The sequence below is a fragment of the Amycolatopsis sp. A1MSW2902 genome, assembly GCF_017312175.1.
Lineage (GTDB): Bacteria > Actinomycetota > Actinomycetes > Mycobacteriales > Pseudonocardiaceae > Amycolatopsis > Amycolatopsis nivea.
Genome location: NZ_QJPO01000001.1, coordinates 630,844 through 647,309, shown reverse-complemented (window position 1 = coordinate 647,309; position 16,466 = coordinate 630,844). Strand labels below are relative to the sequence as shown.

Annotated in this window: 13 protein-coding genes and 1 riboswitch; of the genes, 9 read left to right on the top strand and 4 right to left on the bottom strand. The window is 68.7% G+C overall.

Annotation, left to right across the window (positions count from 1 at the left end):
* Positions 1–71: 71 nt before the first annotated feature.
* Positions 72–293: riboswitch (cobalamin riboswitch) on the bottom strand.
* Between the two features lie 175 nt (positions 294–468).
* From DMP23_RS03050 to DMP23_RS03035, 4 genes are all read right to left on the bottom strand, one after another.
* The gene (locus DMP23_RS03050) at positions 469–1,542 is read right to left on the bottom strand and encodes a ribonucleotide-diphosphate reductase subunit beta (protein ID WP_037814745.1); all 1,074 of its coding nucleotides are present in this window, start codon (positions 1,540–1,542) and stop codon (positions 469–471) included.
* Between the two features lie 14 nt (positions 1,543–1,556).
* Entirely contained in the window at positions 1,557–4,538 is a 2,982-nt protein-coding gene (locus DMP23_RS03045; protein ID WP_337820109.1) for a ribonucleoside-diphosphate reductase subunit alpha, read from the bottom strand.
* A 216-nt stretch (positions 4,539–4,754) separates the two neighbouring features.
* Entirely contained in the window at positions 4,755–5,366 is a 612-nt protein-coding gene (locus DMP23_RS03040) for an acetoacetate decarboxylase family protein (RefSeq protein WP_337820108.1), read from the bottom strand.
* Positions 5,363–6,196, bottom strand: a complete 834-nt coding sequence (locus DMP23_RS03035; RefSeq protein ID WP_337820107.1) for an enoyl-CoA hydratase-related protein — start codon at positions 6,194–6,196, stop codon at positions 5,363–5,365. Before DMP23_RS03035 ends, DMP23_RS03040 begins: the two co-directional genes overlap by 4 nt.
* 73 nt (positions 6,197–6,269) lie before the next feature.
* Here DMP23_RS03035 and DMP23_RS03030 point away from each other — a divergent pair, with 73 nt between their 5' ends.
* From DMP23_RS03030 to DMP23_RS02990, 9 genes are all read left to right on the top strand, one after another.
* Entirely contained in the window at positions 6,270–6,635 is a 366-nt protein-coding gene (locus DMP23_RS03030; protein ID WP_337820106.1) for a VOC family protein, read from the top strand.
* Between the two features lie 159 nt (positions 6,636–6,794).
* Positions 6,795–7,586 (top strand): TIGR03084 family metal-binding protein, encoded by a 792-nt coding sequence (locus tag DMP23_RS03025; protein WP_037814753.1) that lies wholly within the window; start codon positions 6,795–6,797, stop codon positions 7,584–7,586.
* Positions 7,583–9,277, top strand: coding sequence for an acyclic terpene utilization AtuA family protein (locus DMP23_RS03020; protein WP_337820105.1), 1,695 nt, complete (start codon positions 7,583–7,585; stop codon positions 9,275–9,277). Before DMP23_RS03025 ends, DMP23_RS03020 begins: the two co-directional genes overlap by 4 nt.
* Complete coding sequence (locus DMP23_RS03015) at positions 9,232–10,425, top strand: acyl-CoA dehydrogenase family protein (RefSeq protein WP_443111241.1); 1,194 nt, start codon at positions 9,232–9,234, stop codon at positions 10,423–10,425. The genes DMP23_RS03020 and DMP23_RS03015 overlap by 46 nt, the downstream gene beginning before the upstream one ends.
* Positions 10,422–12,023, top strand: a complete 1,602-nt coding sequence (locus DMP23_RS03010; protein WP_051729070.1) for an acyl-CoA carboxylase subunit beta — start codon at positions 10,422–10,424, stop codon at positions 12,021–12,023. Before DMP23_RS03015 ends, DMP23_RS03010 begins: the two co-directional genes overlap by 4 nt.
* A gap of 5 nt (positions 12,024–12,028) precedes the next feature.
* Complete coding sequence (locus DMP23_RS03005) at positions 12,029–13,981, top strand: acetyl/propionyl/methylcrotonyl-CoA carboxylase subunit alpha (protein WP_337820103.1); 1,953 nt, start codon at positions 12,029–12,031, stop codon at positions 13,979–13,981.
* On the top strand, positions 13,978–15,144 hold the full coding sequence (locus DMP23_RS03000; protein WP_337820102.1) for an acyl-CoA dehydrogenase family protein: 1,167 nt from the start codon (positions 13,978–13,980) through the stop codon (positions 15,142–15,144). The genes DMP23_RS03005 and DMP23_RS03000 overlap by 4 nt, the downstream gene beginning before the upstream one ends.
* 342 nt (positions 15,145–15,486) lie before the next feature.
* A complete protein-coding gene (locus DMP23_RS02995) occupies positions 15,487–16,092 on the top strand; it encodes a TetR/AcrR family transcriptional regulator (protein ID WP_037814758.1) in 606 nt (201 codons plus the stop codon).
* Positions 16,093–16,194: 102 nt separating this feature from the next.
* Positions 16,195–16,464, top strand: a complete 270-nt coding sequence (locus DMP23_RS02990; protein WP_337820101.1) for a hypothetical protein — start codon at positions 16,195–16,197, stop codon at positions 16,462–16,464.
* Positions 16,465–16,466: the final 2 nt, after the last annotated feature.

Below are 16,466 nucleotides of genomic sequence, written 5' to 3'. Positions count from 1 at the left end.
AAGAGTCCGGGCACGCGGAAGTCGTGCTTCGGTCGGTGCCCTTCCCGCGAGGCCCGGACTCACGCACGCCGTCGGCGTGCGTGCCAGTGGCAGGTATTCGGACTCGTGGGCGTATCGCTCGTGCCTACCGGCTGTCGCTTCCCGGGCTGGGCGCCCAGTGCTTTACCGCATTTCGCGGTGACAGCTTTCGTTCCCACATACCGCTGCGGGGCAGTCCCGGAATCGCACCGGGTTCCCTGTTGCCTCGCCGGGACGCGGCTGCGTCCTGGCGAACCAGTGGCGGGGCTGAGCTTAGCGGTTCCCGCGCGGATCCGGCACAAGCCGGACGCGGCTCCCGGATGGCGGGATTCAACGCGGTCCCGGACCACGCAGTGCTGGCGAAACAGACCGGCTCGCCGAAACGCGACTCGGCCCCGCCCTGGCGAACCAGGACGGGGCCGAGTGTTCAGCGTTGTGCCGGAACCGGGATCAGTCCCAGTCGAGCGCGCCGCCGGACTGGTATTCGATGACGCGGGTTTCGAAGAAGTTCTTTTCCTTCTTCAGGTCCATCGCCTCGGACATCCACGGGAACGGGTTTTCGTTCTCGCCGTAGATCGGGGACAGGCCGATCTGCTGGGCGCGCCGGTCGGTGATGAAGTGCATGTACTGCTCGCACAGGTCAGCCGACAGGCCGAGCATGCCGCGCGGCATGGTGTCTCGGGCGTACTTCACCTCGAGCTCGCACGCGTCCTGCAGCATTCCGCGCACCTCGGCCTGGAACTCCTCGGTCCACAGGTGCGGGTTCTCGATCTTGATCTGGTTGATGCAGTCGATGCCGAAGTTCAGGTGGATCGACTCGTCGCGCAGGATGTACTGGTACTGCTCGGCGATGCCGACCATCTTGTTCCGCCGGCCCAGCGACAGGATCTGCGCGAAACCGGTGTAGAACCACATGCCTTCGAAGATCACGTAGAACGCCACGAGGTCGCGCAGGAACGCCTGGTCGGCCTCCGGCGTGCCGGTCTCGAAGTCCGGGTTCTCCAGGTTCTGCGTGTACTTCAGCGCCCACGCGTCCTTGTCCGAAATGGACGGGACCTCGCGGTACATGTTGAACAGCTCGCCCTCGACCAGGCCGAGGCTTTCGCAGATGTACTGGAAGGTGTGCGTGTGCACGGCCTCCTCGAACGCCTGGCGCAGCAGGTACTGGCGGCACTCCGGGTTCGTGATCTGGCGGTACACCGCGAGCACGATGTTGTTGGCCACCAACGACTCCGCCGTGGCGAAGAAGCCGAGGTTGCGCTTGAGCATCTGCCGCTCGTCCTCGGTGAGGCCGTCCGGCGACTTCCACAGCGCGATGTCGGCCTGCATCGCGACCTCGGTCGGCATCCAGTGGTTGTTGCACGCCGCCAGGTACTTGTCCCACGCCCACCGGTACTTCATTGGCAGCAGCTGGTTGACGTCGGCGCGCGCGTTGATCATGCGCTTGTCGTCGACGTTGATCCGGGCCGCGCCGACCTCGATCTCGCCGAGGCCGGTCGCGTCCGTCGTTTCCACGTTCGTCATGGTTCAGGAATTCCTTACTGGCAGGCTTCGCAGTCGGGGTCGTCGATCCGGCAGGCAGCGCCCTCGGTGGCGACGAAGTCGACGTCGGTCTTCGGCATCTCCTTCGGCTCCGCCGGGACGGCCGCGGCGGGCGACGGCGACGGTGCGGGAGAAGCGGCCGGAACCGCGGCTGACGGCGACGGCGACGGTGCCGGGGAAGGCGCGGCGGCCGGAGCGGCGGCAGCCGGAGCGGCCGGGGCGGGGGTGGCGGAGACGGCGTTCAGCTTGCCGTCGGTGCCGCGCAGGGTGCTCTTCTCCACGTGCGTCGCGGACTGCGCCCGCAGGTAGTACGTGGTCTTGAGGCCCTTGTGCCAGGCGTAGCGGTACAGCTCGTCGAGCTTGCGGCCGCTCGGCGCCGCGATGTACAGGTTCAGCGACTGCGCCTGGTCGATCCACTTCTGCCGCACCGAACCGGCGTCCACGATCCACTTCGACTCGATCTCGAAGGCGGTCGCGTACAGCGCCTTGAGGTCGTCCGGAACGCGGTCGATCTGGCCGAGGCTGCCGTCGAAGTACTTCAGGTCGCTGACCATGACCTCGTCCCACAGGCCGCGCGCCTTGAGGCTCTTGACCAGGTGCGGGTTGACGACGGTGAAGTCGCCGGACATGTTCGACTTGACGTACAGGTTCTGGAACAGCGGCTCGATCGACTGGCCGACGCCGGAGATGTTGGAGATCGTCGCGGTCGGCGCGATCGCCATGACGTTCGAGTTGCGCATGCCGACGGTCTTGACGCGCTCGCGCAGCGGGGCCCAGTCCAGCGTCGTGGAGGTGTCGACGTCGAGGCCGTCGCCCTGGCGGGCGTCGATGAGCAGCTGCATCGAGTCGATCGGCAGGATTCCTTTGCTCCACAAGGAACCCTCGAAGGTCTGGTACTGGCCGCGCTCCTCGGCGAGGTCGGTCGAGGCCGAGATCGCGTAGTAGGAGAGGTGCTCCATCGACACGTCGGCGAACTTCACCGCGTCGGCGGACGCGAACGGCACGCCCAGCTCGAACAGCGCGTCCTGGAAGCCCATGATGCCCAGGCCGACCGGACGGTGGCGCAGGTTGGAACGCCGCGCCTCCGGGATCGTGTAGAAGTTGATGTCGATCACGTTGTCGAGCATGCGGACCGCGGTGCGCACGGTCTTCTCGAGCCGCTCAGTGTCCAAACCGGACGGAGTGACGTGCTTGAGCAGGTTCACCGAGCCGAGGTTGCAGACCGCGACCTCTTCGGTGTTCGTGTTCAGCGTGATCTCGGTGCACAGGTTGGACGAGTGCACGACGCCGACGTGCTGCTGCGGCGAACGCAGGTTGCACGGGTCCTTGAAGGTGATCCACGGGTGGCCGGTCTCGAACAGCATGGTCAGCATCCGCCGCCACAGCTCGACCGCGCGGACCTTGCGGAACACCTTGATCTCGCCGCGCGCGGCGGCCGCCTCGTACTCGCGGTAGCGCTGCGCGAACGCGTTGCCGTAGAGGTCGTGCAGGTCCGGCGTCTCGTTCGGGGAGAACAGCGTCCACTCGGCGTTCGCCTCGACGCGGCGCAGGAACTCGTCCGGGACCCAGTTGGCGGTGTTCATGTCGTGCGTGCGCCGCCGGTCGTCGCCGGTGTTCTTGCGCAGGTCGAGGAATTCCTCGATGTCGACGTGCCAGGTCTCCAGGTACGCGCACGCCGCGCCCTTGCGCTTGCCGCCCTGGTTGACCGCGACCGCGGTGTCGTTGGCGATCTTCAGGAACGGCACGACGCCCTGGGACTGGCCGTTGGTGCCCTTGATGTGCGCGCCGAGGCCGCGGACCGGGGTCCAGTCGTTGCCGAGGCCGCCCGAGTACTTCGCCAGCAGCGCGTTGTTCTTGTACGCCTGGAAAATCGAGTCCAGGTCGTCGTCCACCGTGGTCAGGAAGCAGGACGACAGCTGGGCGCGGTTGGTGCCGCTGTTGAACAGCGTCGGGGTGGACGCCATGAAGTGGAACGTCGACAGCAGCTCGTAGAACTCGATCGCGCGGGCTTCGCGGTCGTCCTCGCGGATCGCCAGGCCCATCGCGACGCGCATGAAGAACGCCTGCGGCAGCTCGAACCGCACGCCGTTGTGGTGCTGGAAGTACCGGTCGTACAGGGTCTGCAGGCCGAGGAAGCCGAAGTCGAGGTCGCGCTCGGCGTGGATGGCGGCGGTGATCTTGTCCAGGTCGAAGCGCAGCAGCTCGCCGTCGACCAGTTCCAGTTCGACCGCGCGGCGCAGGTAGGCGCGGAAGTACGCCGGGTATTCGCTCGCCATTTCGTCCTGGCTGGCCTGGCGCGGCTTCTGCGCGAGGTAGCTCAGCGCCTCGCCGCGCAGCTTGTCCAGCAGCAGGCGGGCGGACACGAACGAGTAGTTCGGCTCCTGCTCGACGAGCACGCGCGCGGCCATGATCTGCGCGAGCGCCAGTTCGTCGGCGGTGATGCCGTCGTAGAGGTTGCGCTTGGCCTCGGCCAGCACCGGCTCGGCGGAGACGTCCTCGAGCCCGGCGACGGCCTCGCCGACGACGTGCGAAACACGCGCCCAGTCGAGCGGGCGCAGCGTCCCGTCGGCGCCCTTGACGCTCAGCGCGACCTCGGCGGACGCCGGCGCGGCGGCCTCGCGGGCCTTCGTGCGCTCGTCGCGGTACAGCACGTAGGCGCGGGCGACCTTGTGGTGCCCGCCGCGCATCAGGGCGAGTTCGACCTGGTCCTGGATCTGCTCGATGTGCAGCGCGGTCTCCGGGCCGGTGTGGCGCAGCAGCGCCGCCTCGACCTGCCCGGTCAGCTCCGCGACCACGTGGTGCACGCGGGAGGACGCGGCGGCGTCGCCGCCCTCGACCGCGAGGAAGGCCTTGGTCAGCGCCACCGAGATCTTGCCCGCGTCGAAGGGCGAGACGCTTCCGTCCCGCCGGATGACGCGGACCGCGCTCGGGGCCCCCTCCGCCGCCGACGGCGGCCGCTGACCGGTTTCCACTGACATGCGTGTCTCCAACAGTTCCTCGAAATGGGCGCGTTCGAGCGGCACACGGCCGGTCAAGGCCATGCGCTGCGGTTTCGGCGAAACAGCCCGGCCGCCCTCTTCAAGCGGTCTCCCCGTCGCTGGGGGCTGCCGGTTCCCAGAGACTACATGTTGGGGTGGGGGCTCGCACGGGCCCCAAGGTATGGCGTGTCGGTCTCACCCTGGCGGGTTATCCGATCACCGAGGGCAAGATCCGAAACGGAGCCTCGTGGCGCCCAGTGCGGCACTGGCCACGGGCCGTTTCCCGGCGAGATACGCCAGCGGCCCGGCCGGGTTGACCGACCAGTCGGCGGCCGCCGCGCGGGGCTTCGAACGCCACTCGACCGGGGTACGCAACGGGCTGCCGCCGCGGTCCTGAGCGATCTCGAAGCGTACCGGGAGCGTGATCGGGAGCCCGAGGCGCGGGGTGAAGGCGGCGGTGGCGATCCAGTCGTCGGAGGTCGCCGCGGTGAAGGTGCGTCCGCCGGTGAAGGCGAAGGACGCGAGGTCCTTCGGGATGCCCCACAACTCGCGCCCGCCCGCGCGCGAGACCTCGCTGTCGACCCAGATGTCGGTGATCGACGCGGCGAGCCCGCGGCCGCGCACGGCGACGCAGGAGAGGAGTTCGTGGTAGCTCAGCTGGCCGGACGGCAGGTAGTCGATCCAGGCGGTGAAGACGGCGGCCTGCTTGCCCAGGAGCAACGGTTCGGCGCCGGCGGGAAAGGCGGGCAGTTCCTCGACGGGGACCCGCCACATCGAGATGCACGCGTCGGCGGCGAGGTGCCACGGTTCGGGCGGGTACTCGGTCATTCGGTGATCCATGGCAGGTAAGGCGGCAGATCGCGGTCCACGCGCAAGGGGAACTCCGGCGGGCGTTTCTGAAAGAACGAGGCGATGCCTTCGACGGCGTCGGGGTTCGAGCCCAGCTGGGAGATGAGCTTCGAGTCCACCTGATGGACGTCGAACGGAGACGGGGCCGAGGCCATCCGGTAGAGCAGCTGCCGGGTGACCGCTACCGCGACCGGCGCGGTCGTTTCGGCGATCTCCCTCGCCTTGGCTTGGGCTTGGGCGAGGACGTCCCCGGGGTCGTGGATCTGGTGGACGAGTCCGGTCCGGAGCGCTTCGTCGGGTCCGAAGAGCCGTCCGCTGATCATCCAGTCGACGGCCGCGCCCATCCCGACGAGGCGCGGGAGGAACCACGCGGACGCGCCTTCGGGATAGATGCCGCGGCGGGTGAAGACGAAGCCGAACTTGGAGTCGGTGGAGGCGAACCGGTAGTCGCAGGACAGCGTGATGGTGATGCCCGCGCCCACGGACGCCCCGCGCAACGCGGCGAGCACCGGTTTGTTCATCGTGAAGATCCGCTTCGACACGCGGCCGGCCGGTTCCTGCCAGTCGTCCGGCGGGCGGTCGCCGAAGTCGAAGCCGCCGGAGGAGAGGTCGGCCCCGACGGAGAAGTCCTTGCCGGTGGTGCTGAGCACGACCGCGCGAACGTCCTCGTCCCGGTCGGCGCGGTCGAGGGCGTCGGCGAGTTCGTCGGCCATCCGGATCGTGTAGCCGTTGCGGGCTTCGGGCCGGTCGAGCAGGACGGTCGCGACCTTGGCGGCGACCTCGTAGGCGATCTCCGCGTAGGAGTCCATGGGAGGACGGTAGGACCTTGTTTTCATTGCGTCAATAACGGTTGGGCGGCCGCGGCCCGGGCATGCTCGGATCATGCTGAAGGTGGGCACGGTGGTGCTGGGAGTCGAGGACATGGAACGCGCGGTCGCGTTCTGGAGCGCGGCGCTGGGGTACGTGCGGCGGGACGACGCGGCGGATTTCGTGGTGCTGCAGTCCGCGGACGACGCCGGGCCGAGGGTGGCGTTCCAGCGGAGTTCGGTGCCGGTGCAGGAGGTGCCGCGGGTGCATCTGGACCTGTACGCGGGGGACGCGGCGGATCAGCGGGCGGAGGTCTCCCGGCTGGTGGAGCTGGGGGCGCGGCGGGTGGACTGGCCGCTCTATCCGGAGGATCCGGACTTCGTGGTGCTGGCCGATCCGGAAGGCAATCGGTTCTGCGTGATCGACACTTCGCACGGCTGACCGAGGTCCGTGGAGGACTCCTTGAAGGAACCAGATTCCCTCAAGGAGTCCTTCACGGCACGTCCGGAGCAAAACAATCATGCGCGCTTGATTTTTCCGGGGCCAGGGTCCACGCTGGGTCCGCACGAGGTGGTGCGGCGGACGCAGGGAGGCGCAGGAATGGCTGATCTCGCGGGGATTCTCCGGGATCTCGCGGCCGAATCGCAGGCGGTCGACGACCTGGTCGCCGGGTTGCCCGCCGGGGAATGGGCGCGGCCGACGCCCGCGCCCGGCTGGAGCATCGCGCATCAGGTGGCGCATCTGGCGTGGACCGACGGCAAATCGCTGATCTCCGCGAGCAGGCCGGAGGACTGGCAGTCCGAGGTCGAAAACCTGTTGAGCATCGGCGAGAACTACGTCGACCAGGGTGCCGAGGACGGGGCTCAGCTGCCGCCGGACGAGCTGCTGGCGCAGTGGCGCGCGGGACGGGCCGCCCTCGCCGAGGCGCTCGCCGCGGTGCCGGACGGGCAGAAGCTGCCGTGGTACGGCCCGCCGATGAGCGCGGCTTCCATGGCGACCGCGCGGATGATGGAGACCTGGGCGCACGGCCAGGACATCGCCGACGCGCTCGGCGTCACCCGCGAACCCACCGAACGGCTGTGGCACATCGCCCGGTTCGGCACGCGCACGCGCGATTTCGCGTACAAACTCCACTCGCTCGCGCCGCCGGCGGAGGAATTCCGGGTCGAGCTGACCGCGCCGGACGGCAGCACGTGGGCGTTCGGGCCGGAGGACGCGGAGCAGCGGCTGACCGGCAGCGCGCTCGACTTCTGCCTGGTCGCGACGCAGCGGCGGCATCCGGCGGACACTGATCTGGTCGCGACGGGCGCGGACGTCGAGGAATGGCTGGGCATCGCGCAGGCGTTCGCCGGGCCGCCCGGGGCGGGGCGCAAGCCGGGGCAGTTCGCGTGAGCGCGCCGTTGCGCGTCGGGAACGCGTCCGGGTTTTACGGCGACCGGTTCTCCGCCGTGCGGGAAATGCTGACCGGCGGCCCGCTCGACGTCCTGACCGGCGATTACCTCGCCGAGCTGACCATGCTCATCCTCGGCCGCGACCGGATGAAGGACCCGGCGCGCGGCTACGCCAAGACGTTCCTCCGGCAGATGGAGGAAAACCTCGGCCTGGCGAAGGAGAAGGGCGTCCGGATCGTCGCGAACGCGGGCGGGCTCAACCCGGCGGGGCTGGCCGACGCGTTGCGCGAACTGGCCGAGAAGCTCGGTCTCGAGGTCCGCGTCGCGCACGTCGAAGGCGACGACCTGATCGCGCGAGCGGACGAGTTCGGCTTCGAGAAACCGTTGACTGCCAACGCTTACCTCGGCGCTTGGGGCATCGCGGAGTGTCTCAAGGCTGGGGCCGACATCGTGGTGACCGGGCGCGTTACGGACGCGTCGGTGATCGTCGGACCGGCGGCGGCGCACTTCGGCTGGGCCCGCGACGACTACGACGCGCTCGCCGGAGCGGTCGCGGCGGGACACGTCATCGAGTGCGGCGCGCAGGCGACCGGCGGGAACTACTCGTTCTTCCGGGAACAGCCGATCGGCCTGCCAGGGTTCCCTCTGGCGGAGATCCACGCGGACGGCTCCAGCGTGATCACGAAGCATCCGGGTACGGGCGGCGTGGTCAATAAAGGGACTGTGACGGCGCAGCTGCTGTACGAAATCACCGGTGCGCGGTACGCGAATCCTGATGTGACGGCGCGGTTCGACACGTTGTCGCTGTCGGACGACGGACCGGACCGCGTGCGGATCAGCGGGGTCCGCGGGGAAGCGCCGCCGCCGACGTTGAAGGTGTGTCTCAACCGGCTCGGCGGCTTCCGGAACGAGACGACGTTCGTCCTTACTGGACTGGACATCGAAGAAAAGGCCGCGCTGGTACGGGAACAGCTGGAAGGCGCGCTGGCAAAGCGTCCGCCAGCCGACGTCCGGTGGACGCTCGCGCGCACCGATCACGCGGACGCCGACACCGAGGAACGTGCCAGCGCGCTGCTGCACGTCGCGGTGAAGGACAATGATCCGAAGGTCGCCGGACGTGCGTTCAGCGGAGCGGCGATCGAACTGGCGCTCGCGAGCTACCCGGGATTCCACGTGACCGCACCGCCCTCGGATGCTTCACCGTTCGGGGTGTATTCGGCGGCCTTTGTGGACGCTGCCGCGGTTCCGCATGTCGCGGTCCTGCCGGACGGGTCCAAGGTGGACATCGCGCCCGCTGCCGAGACGCTTGAACTGTCTGAAGTGGACGAACCGGCGCTGCCGGAACCGTTTCAGGCGAACAAGGTGCGCCGAGTTCCGCTCGGACTCGTCGCGGGCGCGCGCAGCGGCGACAAGGGCGGCAACGCGAACCTCGGCGTGTGGGTGCGGTCCGAGGAGGCGTGGCGCTGGCTCGTGCACCGGCTGACGGTCGGGGAATTCCGCCGTCTGCTGCCGGAAACCGAAGGACTGCCGGTCACCCGGCATCTGCTGCCGAACCTGTGGGCGATGAACTTCGTGGTCGAGGGCATCCTCGGCGACGGCGTCGCTTCGCAGGCCAGGTTCGATCCCCAGGCGAAGGCGCTCGGCGAATGGCTGCGGGCGCGCGAACTCGACGTCCCGGAGGCGCTGCTGTGACCGTGGATCCGTTCCGCACGCCGGAACGCACCGAACTGCGCGCGACGGTGCGCCGGTTCGTGGAGAAGGACGTGCTGCCGCACCTGGACGACTGGGAGCGGGCCGGGGAACTGCCGCGCGACCTGCATCGCAAGGCCGGGCAGCTGGGCCTGCTCGGGGTCGCGTTCCCCGAATCCGCGGGCGGGGGCGACGGCAATTACCTCGACGCGCTCGTGGTCGCCGAGGAAATGCACTACGCGGGCGGGTCCGGCGGGCTGTTCGCGTCGCTGTTCACCTGCGGGATCGCGGTGCCGCACATCGTCGAGGCCGGCGACCCGGTGCAGATCGAACGCTGGGTGCGGCCGACGCTCGAAGGCGAGAAGATCGGCTCGCTGGCGGTCACCGAACCGGACGGCGGGTCCGACGTCGCCGGGATCCGCACCACTGCGGTGCGCGAGGGCGACGAGTACGTGATCAACGGGGCGAAAACGTTCATCACTTCCGGCTGTCGCGCGGACTTTGTGACCACTGTGGTCCGAACCGGTGAAGCGGGCGCGCACGGGCTTTCGCTGATCGTGGTCGAGCGCGGGACGCCAGGCTTCACGGTGTCGCGCAAGCTGGAGAAGATGGGCTGGGCGGCGTCGGACACCGCGGAACTGTCTTATGTGGACGTCCGAGTCCCGGCGGAGAACTTGGTCGGCGCGGAGAACAGCGGCTTCGCTCAGGTGGCCACGCAGTTCGTCACCGAACGGCTTTCGCTGGCGGTGCAGGCATATGCGCACGCGCAGCGGGCACTGGATTTGACGCTGGACTGGTGCCGGATGCGCGAGACGTTCGGGCGTCCGCTGATCTCGCGGCAGCTGGTGCAGCACAAGCTCACCGAGATGGCCTGCAAGGTCGACGTCGCGCGGACGTACGCCCGGCAGGTCGCGCTCCGGCACGTGTCCGGCGAAGAAGTGATCGCCGAGGCGTGCTTCGCGAAGAACACCGCGGTGCAGACCGCCGAATGGGTCGTGAACGAGGCGGTGCAATTGCACGGCGGGCTCGGCTACATGCGCGAGTCCGAAGTGGAACGGCACTACCGCGACGTCCGCATTCTCGGCATCGGCGGCGGCACCACCGAAATCCTCACCGGACTGGCCGCGAAGCGATTGGGATACACCGCATGACCACTATCAGGTCCACAGTGGACACCCGCGCCGACGAGTTCGCCGCGAACCGCGAGGCGATGCTGGAGAAGCTCGCGGAGATCGACGCCGAACAGGCGAAAGCGGTCGCCGGCGGCGGGGAAAAGTACGTCGAACGGCACCGCAAGCGCGGGAAGCTGCTGGCGCGCGAGCGGATCGAATTGCTGCTGGACGAGGACTCGCCGTTCCTGGAGCTGTCGCCGCTGGCCGCGTGGGGTTCGGACTACAAGGTCGGCGCGAGCGTGATCACCGGGATCGGCGTCGTGGAAGGCGTCGAATGCCTGATCTCGGCGAGCGACCCGACGGTCAAGGGCGGCGCGAGCAACCCGTGGACGACGAAGAAGTCGTTCCGGGCGGCGGACATCGCGGCGCAGAACCGGCTTCCGGTGATCAACCTGGTCGAATCCGGCGGCGCGGATCTTCCGACGCAGAAGGAAATCTTCATCCCGGGCGGCCGTGTCTTCCGTGATTTGACGCGGTCCTCGGCGGCGAAGGTGCCGACCGTCGCGCTGGTGTTCGGCAACTCCACCGCGGGCGGCGCGTATCTGCCCGGCATGTCCGACTACGTCGTGATGGTGAAGGAACGCGCGAAGGTGTTCCTCGGCGGACCGCCGCTGGTCAAGATGGCGACCGGGGAGGAATCCGACGACGAATCCCTCGGCGGCGCGGAAATGCACGCGCGGACGTCGGGGCTCGCCGATTACCTCGCGGTCGACGAGGAGGACGCGATCCGGCTCGGCCGCAGCATCATCAAGCGGCTCAACTGGACCAAACAGGGCCCGACGCCCAAACCGGACTACGCCGAACCGCTGTTCGACGCCGAAGACCTGCTCGGCATCGTGCCGACCGACCTGAAGATCCCGTTCGACCCGCGCGAGGTGATCGCGCGCGTCGTGGACGGTTCGGACTTCGACGAGTTCAAGCCGCTGTACGGGCCGAGCCTGGTCACCGGCTGGGCGAGCATCCACGGGTATCCGGTGGGAATCCTGGCCAACGCCCAGGGCGTGCTGTTCGGCGAGGAATCGCAGAAGGCCGCGCAGTTCATCCAGCTGGCCAACCAGATCGACACGCCGCTGGTGTTCCTGCACAACACGACCGGCTACATGGTCGGCAAGGAATACGAGCAGAGCGGCATCATCAAGCACGGTGCGCTGATGATCAACGCGGTGTCGAACTCGAAGGTGCCGCACCTGTCCGTCCTCATGGGAGCGTCCTACGGCGCCGGGCATTACGGGATGTGCGGCCGGGCCTACGATCCGCGGTTCCTGTTTGCCTGGCCGAGCGCGAAATCGGCGGTGATGGGACCGGCGCAGCTGGCCGGTGTGCTGTCCATTGTGGCCCGCGCCGCGGCGGCGAGCCGGGGACAGGAGTACAGCGAGGAGAACGACGCCGCGATGCGCGCCATGGTGGAAAACCAGATCGAGGCGGAATCGATGCCGATGTTCCTCTCCGGCATGCTTTACGACGACGGCATCATCGACCCGCGCGACACCCGCACGGTGCTCGGGCTGAGCCTGTCGGCGATCCACAACGGACCAGTGAAGGGCGTCGAAGGCGGCTTCGGCGTCTTCCGGATGTGAGGGCCATGATCCAGAATCTGCTGGTCGCCAACCGGGGCGAAATCGCCCGCCGCGTGTTCCGCAGCTGCCGGGACGCCGGAATCGGCACCGTCGTGGTGTTCTCCGACGCGGACGCCGACGCGCCGCACGCGCGGGAAGCCGACGTCGCCGTCCGGCTGCCGGGCAACGCACCGGGCGAGACCTATCTGCGCGGCGAACTGATCGTCAAAGCCGCGGCGGACGCCGGTGCCGACGCGATCCACCCCGGATACGGCTTCCTGTCCGAGAACGCCGGTTTCGCCCGGGCAGTGCTCGACGCCGGGCTGACCTGGGTCGGCCCGCCGCCCGCGGCGATCGAAACGATGGGTTCCAAAGTGGAGTCCAAGCGGCTGATGGCTGCCGCCGGGGTCCCGGTGCTGTCCGAATTGGACCCGTCCTCGGTAACCGATGCCGATCTTCCGTTGCTGGTCAAGGCTTCCGCTGGCGGCGGTGGTCGCGGCATGCGTGTGGTCCGCTCGCTGGACGAGCTGGCTGAGGCCGTCGAGAGTGCTCGCGCGGAAGCGGGATCGGCGTTCGGCGACCCGACGGTGTTCTGCGAGCGGTACCTCGAAACCGGACGGCACATCGAGGTCCAGGTGCTCGCCGACTTGCACGGCACCGTCTGGGCGGTGGGGGAGCGGGAGTGCTCCATCCAGCGGCGGCACCAGAAGGTGGTCGAAGAAGCGCCATCGCCCTTTGTGGACGATGCCATGCGGGCGGAGTTGTTCGACGCGGCACGCAAGGCCGCGCAGGCGATCGACTACGTCGGTGCGGGAACGGTCGAATTCCTCGCTGGCCCGGACGGTCGGTTTTACTTCCTGGAGATGAACACGCGGCTGCAGGTCGAGCATCCGGTGACGGAGAACGTCACCGGACTGGATCTGGTGGCGTTGCAGCTTTCGGTGGCCGAAGGCGGTCGGTTGCCCGCCGAACCGCCTGCTGCTAATGGGCATTCGATCGAAGTCCGGCTGTATGCCGAAGACCCGTCGGCCGGATGGCAGCCGCAGAGCGGGACGCTGCACACCTTCGAAGTGTCCGGAGTGGACCGCGAATTCATCCACGGTGCCGGACTGCGGCTGGACTCCGGGGTCGAATCCGGTTCGGTGATCGGCGTCCATTACGACCCGATGCTGGCGAAGGTCATCACGTGGGCTCCCACGCGGGCGGAAGCCGCGCGTCGGCTCGCCGGTGCCTTGGCTGGTGCGAAGATCCACGGCGTGGTAACCAACCGCGACCTGCTGGTCCGGATCCTGCGCCACGAAGCTTTCCTTGCCGGAGAAACGGATACCGCGTTCTTCGACCGGCACGGACTGGACACTTTGGCCGCGCCACTGGCCACTGTGGACACCGAACGCTGGTCCGCGCTGGCCGCCGCACTGGCCGATGCTGCGGGAAACCGGGCCTCCGCGACCACTCTGGGACGGCTGCCCAGCGGTTGGCGCAACGTCCGTTCCGGTGGTCAGCGCAAGGTCTTCGCCAAGGGAGACAACCGTTACGAGGTCGTCTACTCGCTGACCCGCGACGGCCTGCGTGCCGAGGGTTACGACGACGTCGCCTTGGTCGCCGCGACGCCGGACCAGGTGGTCCTCGACATCGCCGGAGTGCGCCGGACCTTCGCCGTCGCCCGGCACGGCGCGGTGTCCTATGTGGATTCGCCATTGGGGTCGGTGACATTGACCGCCGAGCCGCGGTTCGCCGATCCTGATTCGGCTTTGGCCGCGGGTTCACTGCTCGCGCCGATGCCGGGCACGGTCGTGCGGCTCGCAGTGTCCGCAGGGGACAGTGTGCGGGCGGGCGATCCGTTGCTGTGGCTGGAAGCGATGAAGATGGAACACCGGATCTCGGCCCCGGCGGACGGCGTGGTCGCCGAACTGCCGGTCGAGGTCGGGCAACAGGTCGAGGTAGGCGCGGTGCTGGCTGTGGTGGGAGAGACCGAATGAACGCGATGAACTTCGTCGAGCCCGAAGAGCGGGTGGCGCTGCGGAAGGCCGCGGCCGATCTGGCGGGCAAGTACGGGCACGACTATTACGCGAAAAAGGCCCGCGCGGGCGAGAAGACCGACGAGCTGTGGAACGAAGCCGGACGGCTCGGCTACCTGGGCGTGAACCTGCCGGAGGAATACGGCGGCGGGGGAGCCGGGATCGCGGATCTCGCCGCGGTGCTGGAGGAATTCGCGGCCGCCGGCTCGCCGCTGCTGCTGATGGTGGTGTCGCCGGCGATCGTCGGGACGGTGCTGTCGCGCTTCGGCACGCCGGACCAGAAGAAGCAGTGGCTGCCCGGAATGTCGGACGGCAGCAAGAAAATCGTCTTCGCGATCACCGAACCGGACGCCGGCTCCAACTCGCACAAGATCACGACGACCGCCCGTCGCGACGGCGGCGACTGGGTGCTGTCCGGGCGCAAGGTGTTCATCTCGGGCGTCGACGAGGCGGACGCGGTGCTCGTCGTGGGCCGCACCGAGGACGCGAAGACCGGTCGCCTGAAGCCCGCGCTGTTCGTGGTGCCGACCGACGCGCCCGGGTTCGAGTTCACGAAAATCGACATGGACATCGTCGCGCCGGAAAGCCAGTTCTCGCTGTTCCTGGACGACGTGCGGCTGCCCGCGGAAGCCCTGGTGGGCGAGGAGGACGCGGCGATCGCGCAACTGTTCGCGGGCCTGAACCCGGAACGCATCATGGGCGCGTCGTTCTCGCTGGGCACCGCGAGGTACGCCCTGGACAAGGCGGTCGGCTACGCCAACGAACGGCAGGTGTGGGGCGCGCCGATCGGGTCGCACCAGGGGCTCGCGCATCCGCTCGCGCAGGTGAAAATCGAGCTTGAGCTGGCGAAACTGATGACGCAGAAGGCCGCCTCGCTGTACGACGCGGGCGACGATTTCGCCTCCGGGGAGTCCGCGAACATGGCGAAATACGCGGCGGCGGAGGTCGCGATCCGCGCGGTCGACCAGGCAGTGCAGACCCACGGCGGAAACGGGCTGGCGACCGAATACGGCCTGGGAACCCTGGTAACGGCCGTGCGCCTGGGCCGGATCGCGCCGGTGAGCCGCGAGATGGTGCTGAATTTCGTGGGTCAGCACAGCCTCGGGCTGCCGAAGTCGTACTGAGCAAGGGTGAAGTCATGAGGTGCGTCGGCGATCGGAGGCCCGGCCGTGGAGTGCGGCCGGGTCCCCGGTGCGTGCCTGGGCGGAAGTCCGGGAAGGGATCAGAGTCCCGCAGGGCTCCCATCACGGACTTCTGCCGGAGCGGGCTGGGGCTGATGCTTCGCGAGCTGCAGCAGGATCGCAGTCGCACCGCTCGGAGCGTGTCTGGTCTGAGGTCTGGGTGCGGACTGGTTCGGGCGGGTGAGGGCTGATGCTTCGCGAACCGCAACAGGAACGCAGCTGCACCGCTCGGCGCGTGTCTGGTTCGAGGTCCGGATGCGTACTGGCTCGGGCGGGTGAGCGCTGATGCTCCGCGAACCGCAACAAGAACGCAGTCGCACCACCCGGCGGCGGCTGATCGAAGCCGCGATGGACTGCATCGGGGAGCGTGGCTGGCACGGGGTGACCGTCGCGGTCATCGCGGAGCGGGCCGGGGTTTCCCGGGGTGCCGCGCAGCACCACTTCCCGACGCGGGAATCGCTGGTCGCCGCGGCGGTCGAGTTGCTCGGCGAGGCCCAGCTGGACGAACTGCGCACGCGCGCGGCCGGGTCGCCGGGCGGCTCGTCGCGGATCGAGTGGGTCGTCGAGATGCTGCTGACCCTCTACACCGGGCCGATGTTCCGCGCCGCGCTGCAGCTGTGGGCCGTCGCGTCGACGGACGACCAGCTGCGCGACGTGCTGGTGCCGCTGGAGGCGCGTGTCGGGCGGGAGGCGCACCGGGTCGCGGTCGAACTGCTCGGGGTCGACGAGGCTCAACCGGGCGTTCGCGAACTGGTCCAGGCCACTCTCGACCTCGGGCGCGGGCTCGGCCTCGCCAACCTCCTCACCGACGACACCCGCCGCCGCGAGCAGATCGTGCGCGAGTGGGCGCGGACGCTCGAGTCTCGCCTGGCGGGAACCGAACAGGTCTAGGCATCGTCACATTCCCGAACCGCTACAGTGTGGCTGTTAACACATTCGGCCCAATCGGCGATAACGTTGAGTAAGTAGCCCACGAGGAAGAAGGCGATCCCGGTGTCCGGTGCAGAAGGGGTGACCGTCGAGCTGACCCATCGCGCGATGGCCATGCTCAAAGCGGTCGCGCAGCAGCGCGCGGAGATGTCCACCAGCTGCGAGCCCGACCTGTTCGTCGACGGTTTCGCTTGCTGCGACCAGATGACCGCACACGCACTCGCCAAGGGCGGCTACGTCCGTCCGGGTATCGGGGTCACCGCCGCGGGCTGGGTCCCCGCCGAACTGACCGAGGCTGGCGCGGCCGCGCTGTCGGTCACCGCCGCCGCCTGATC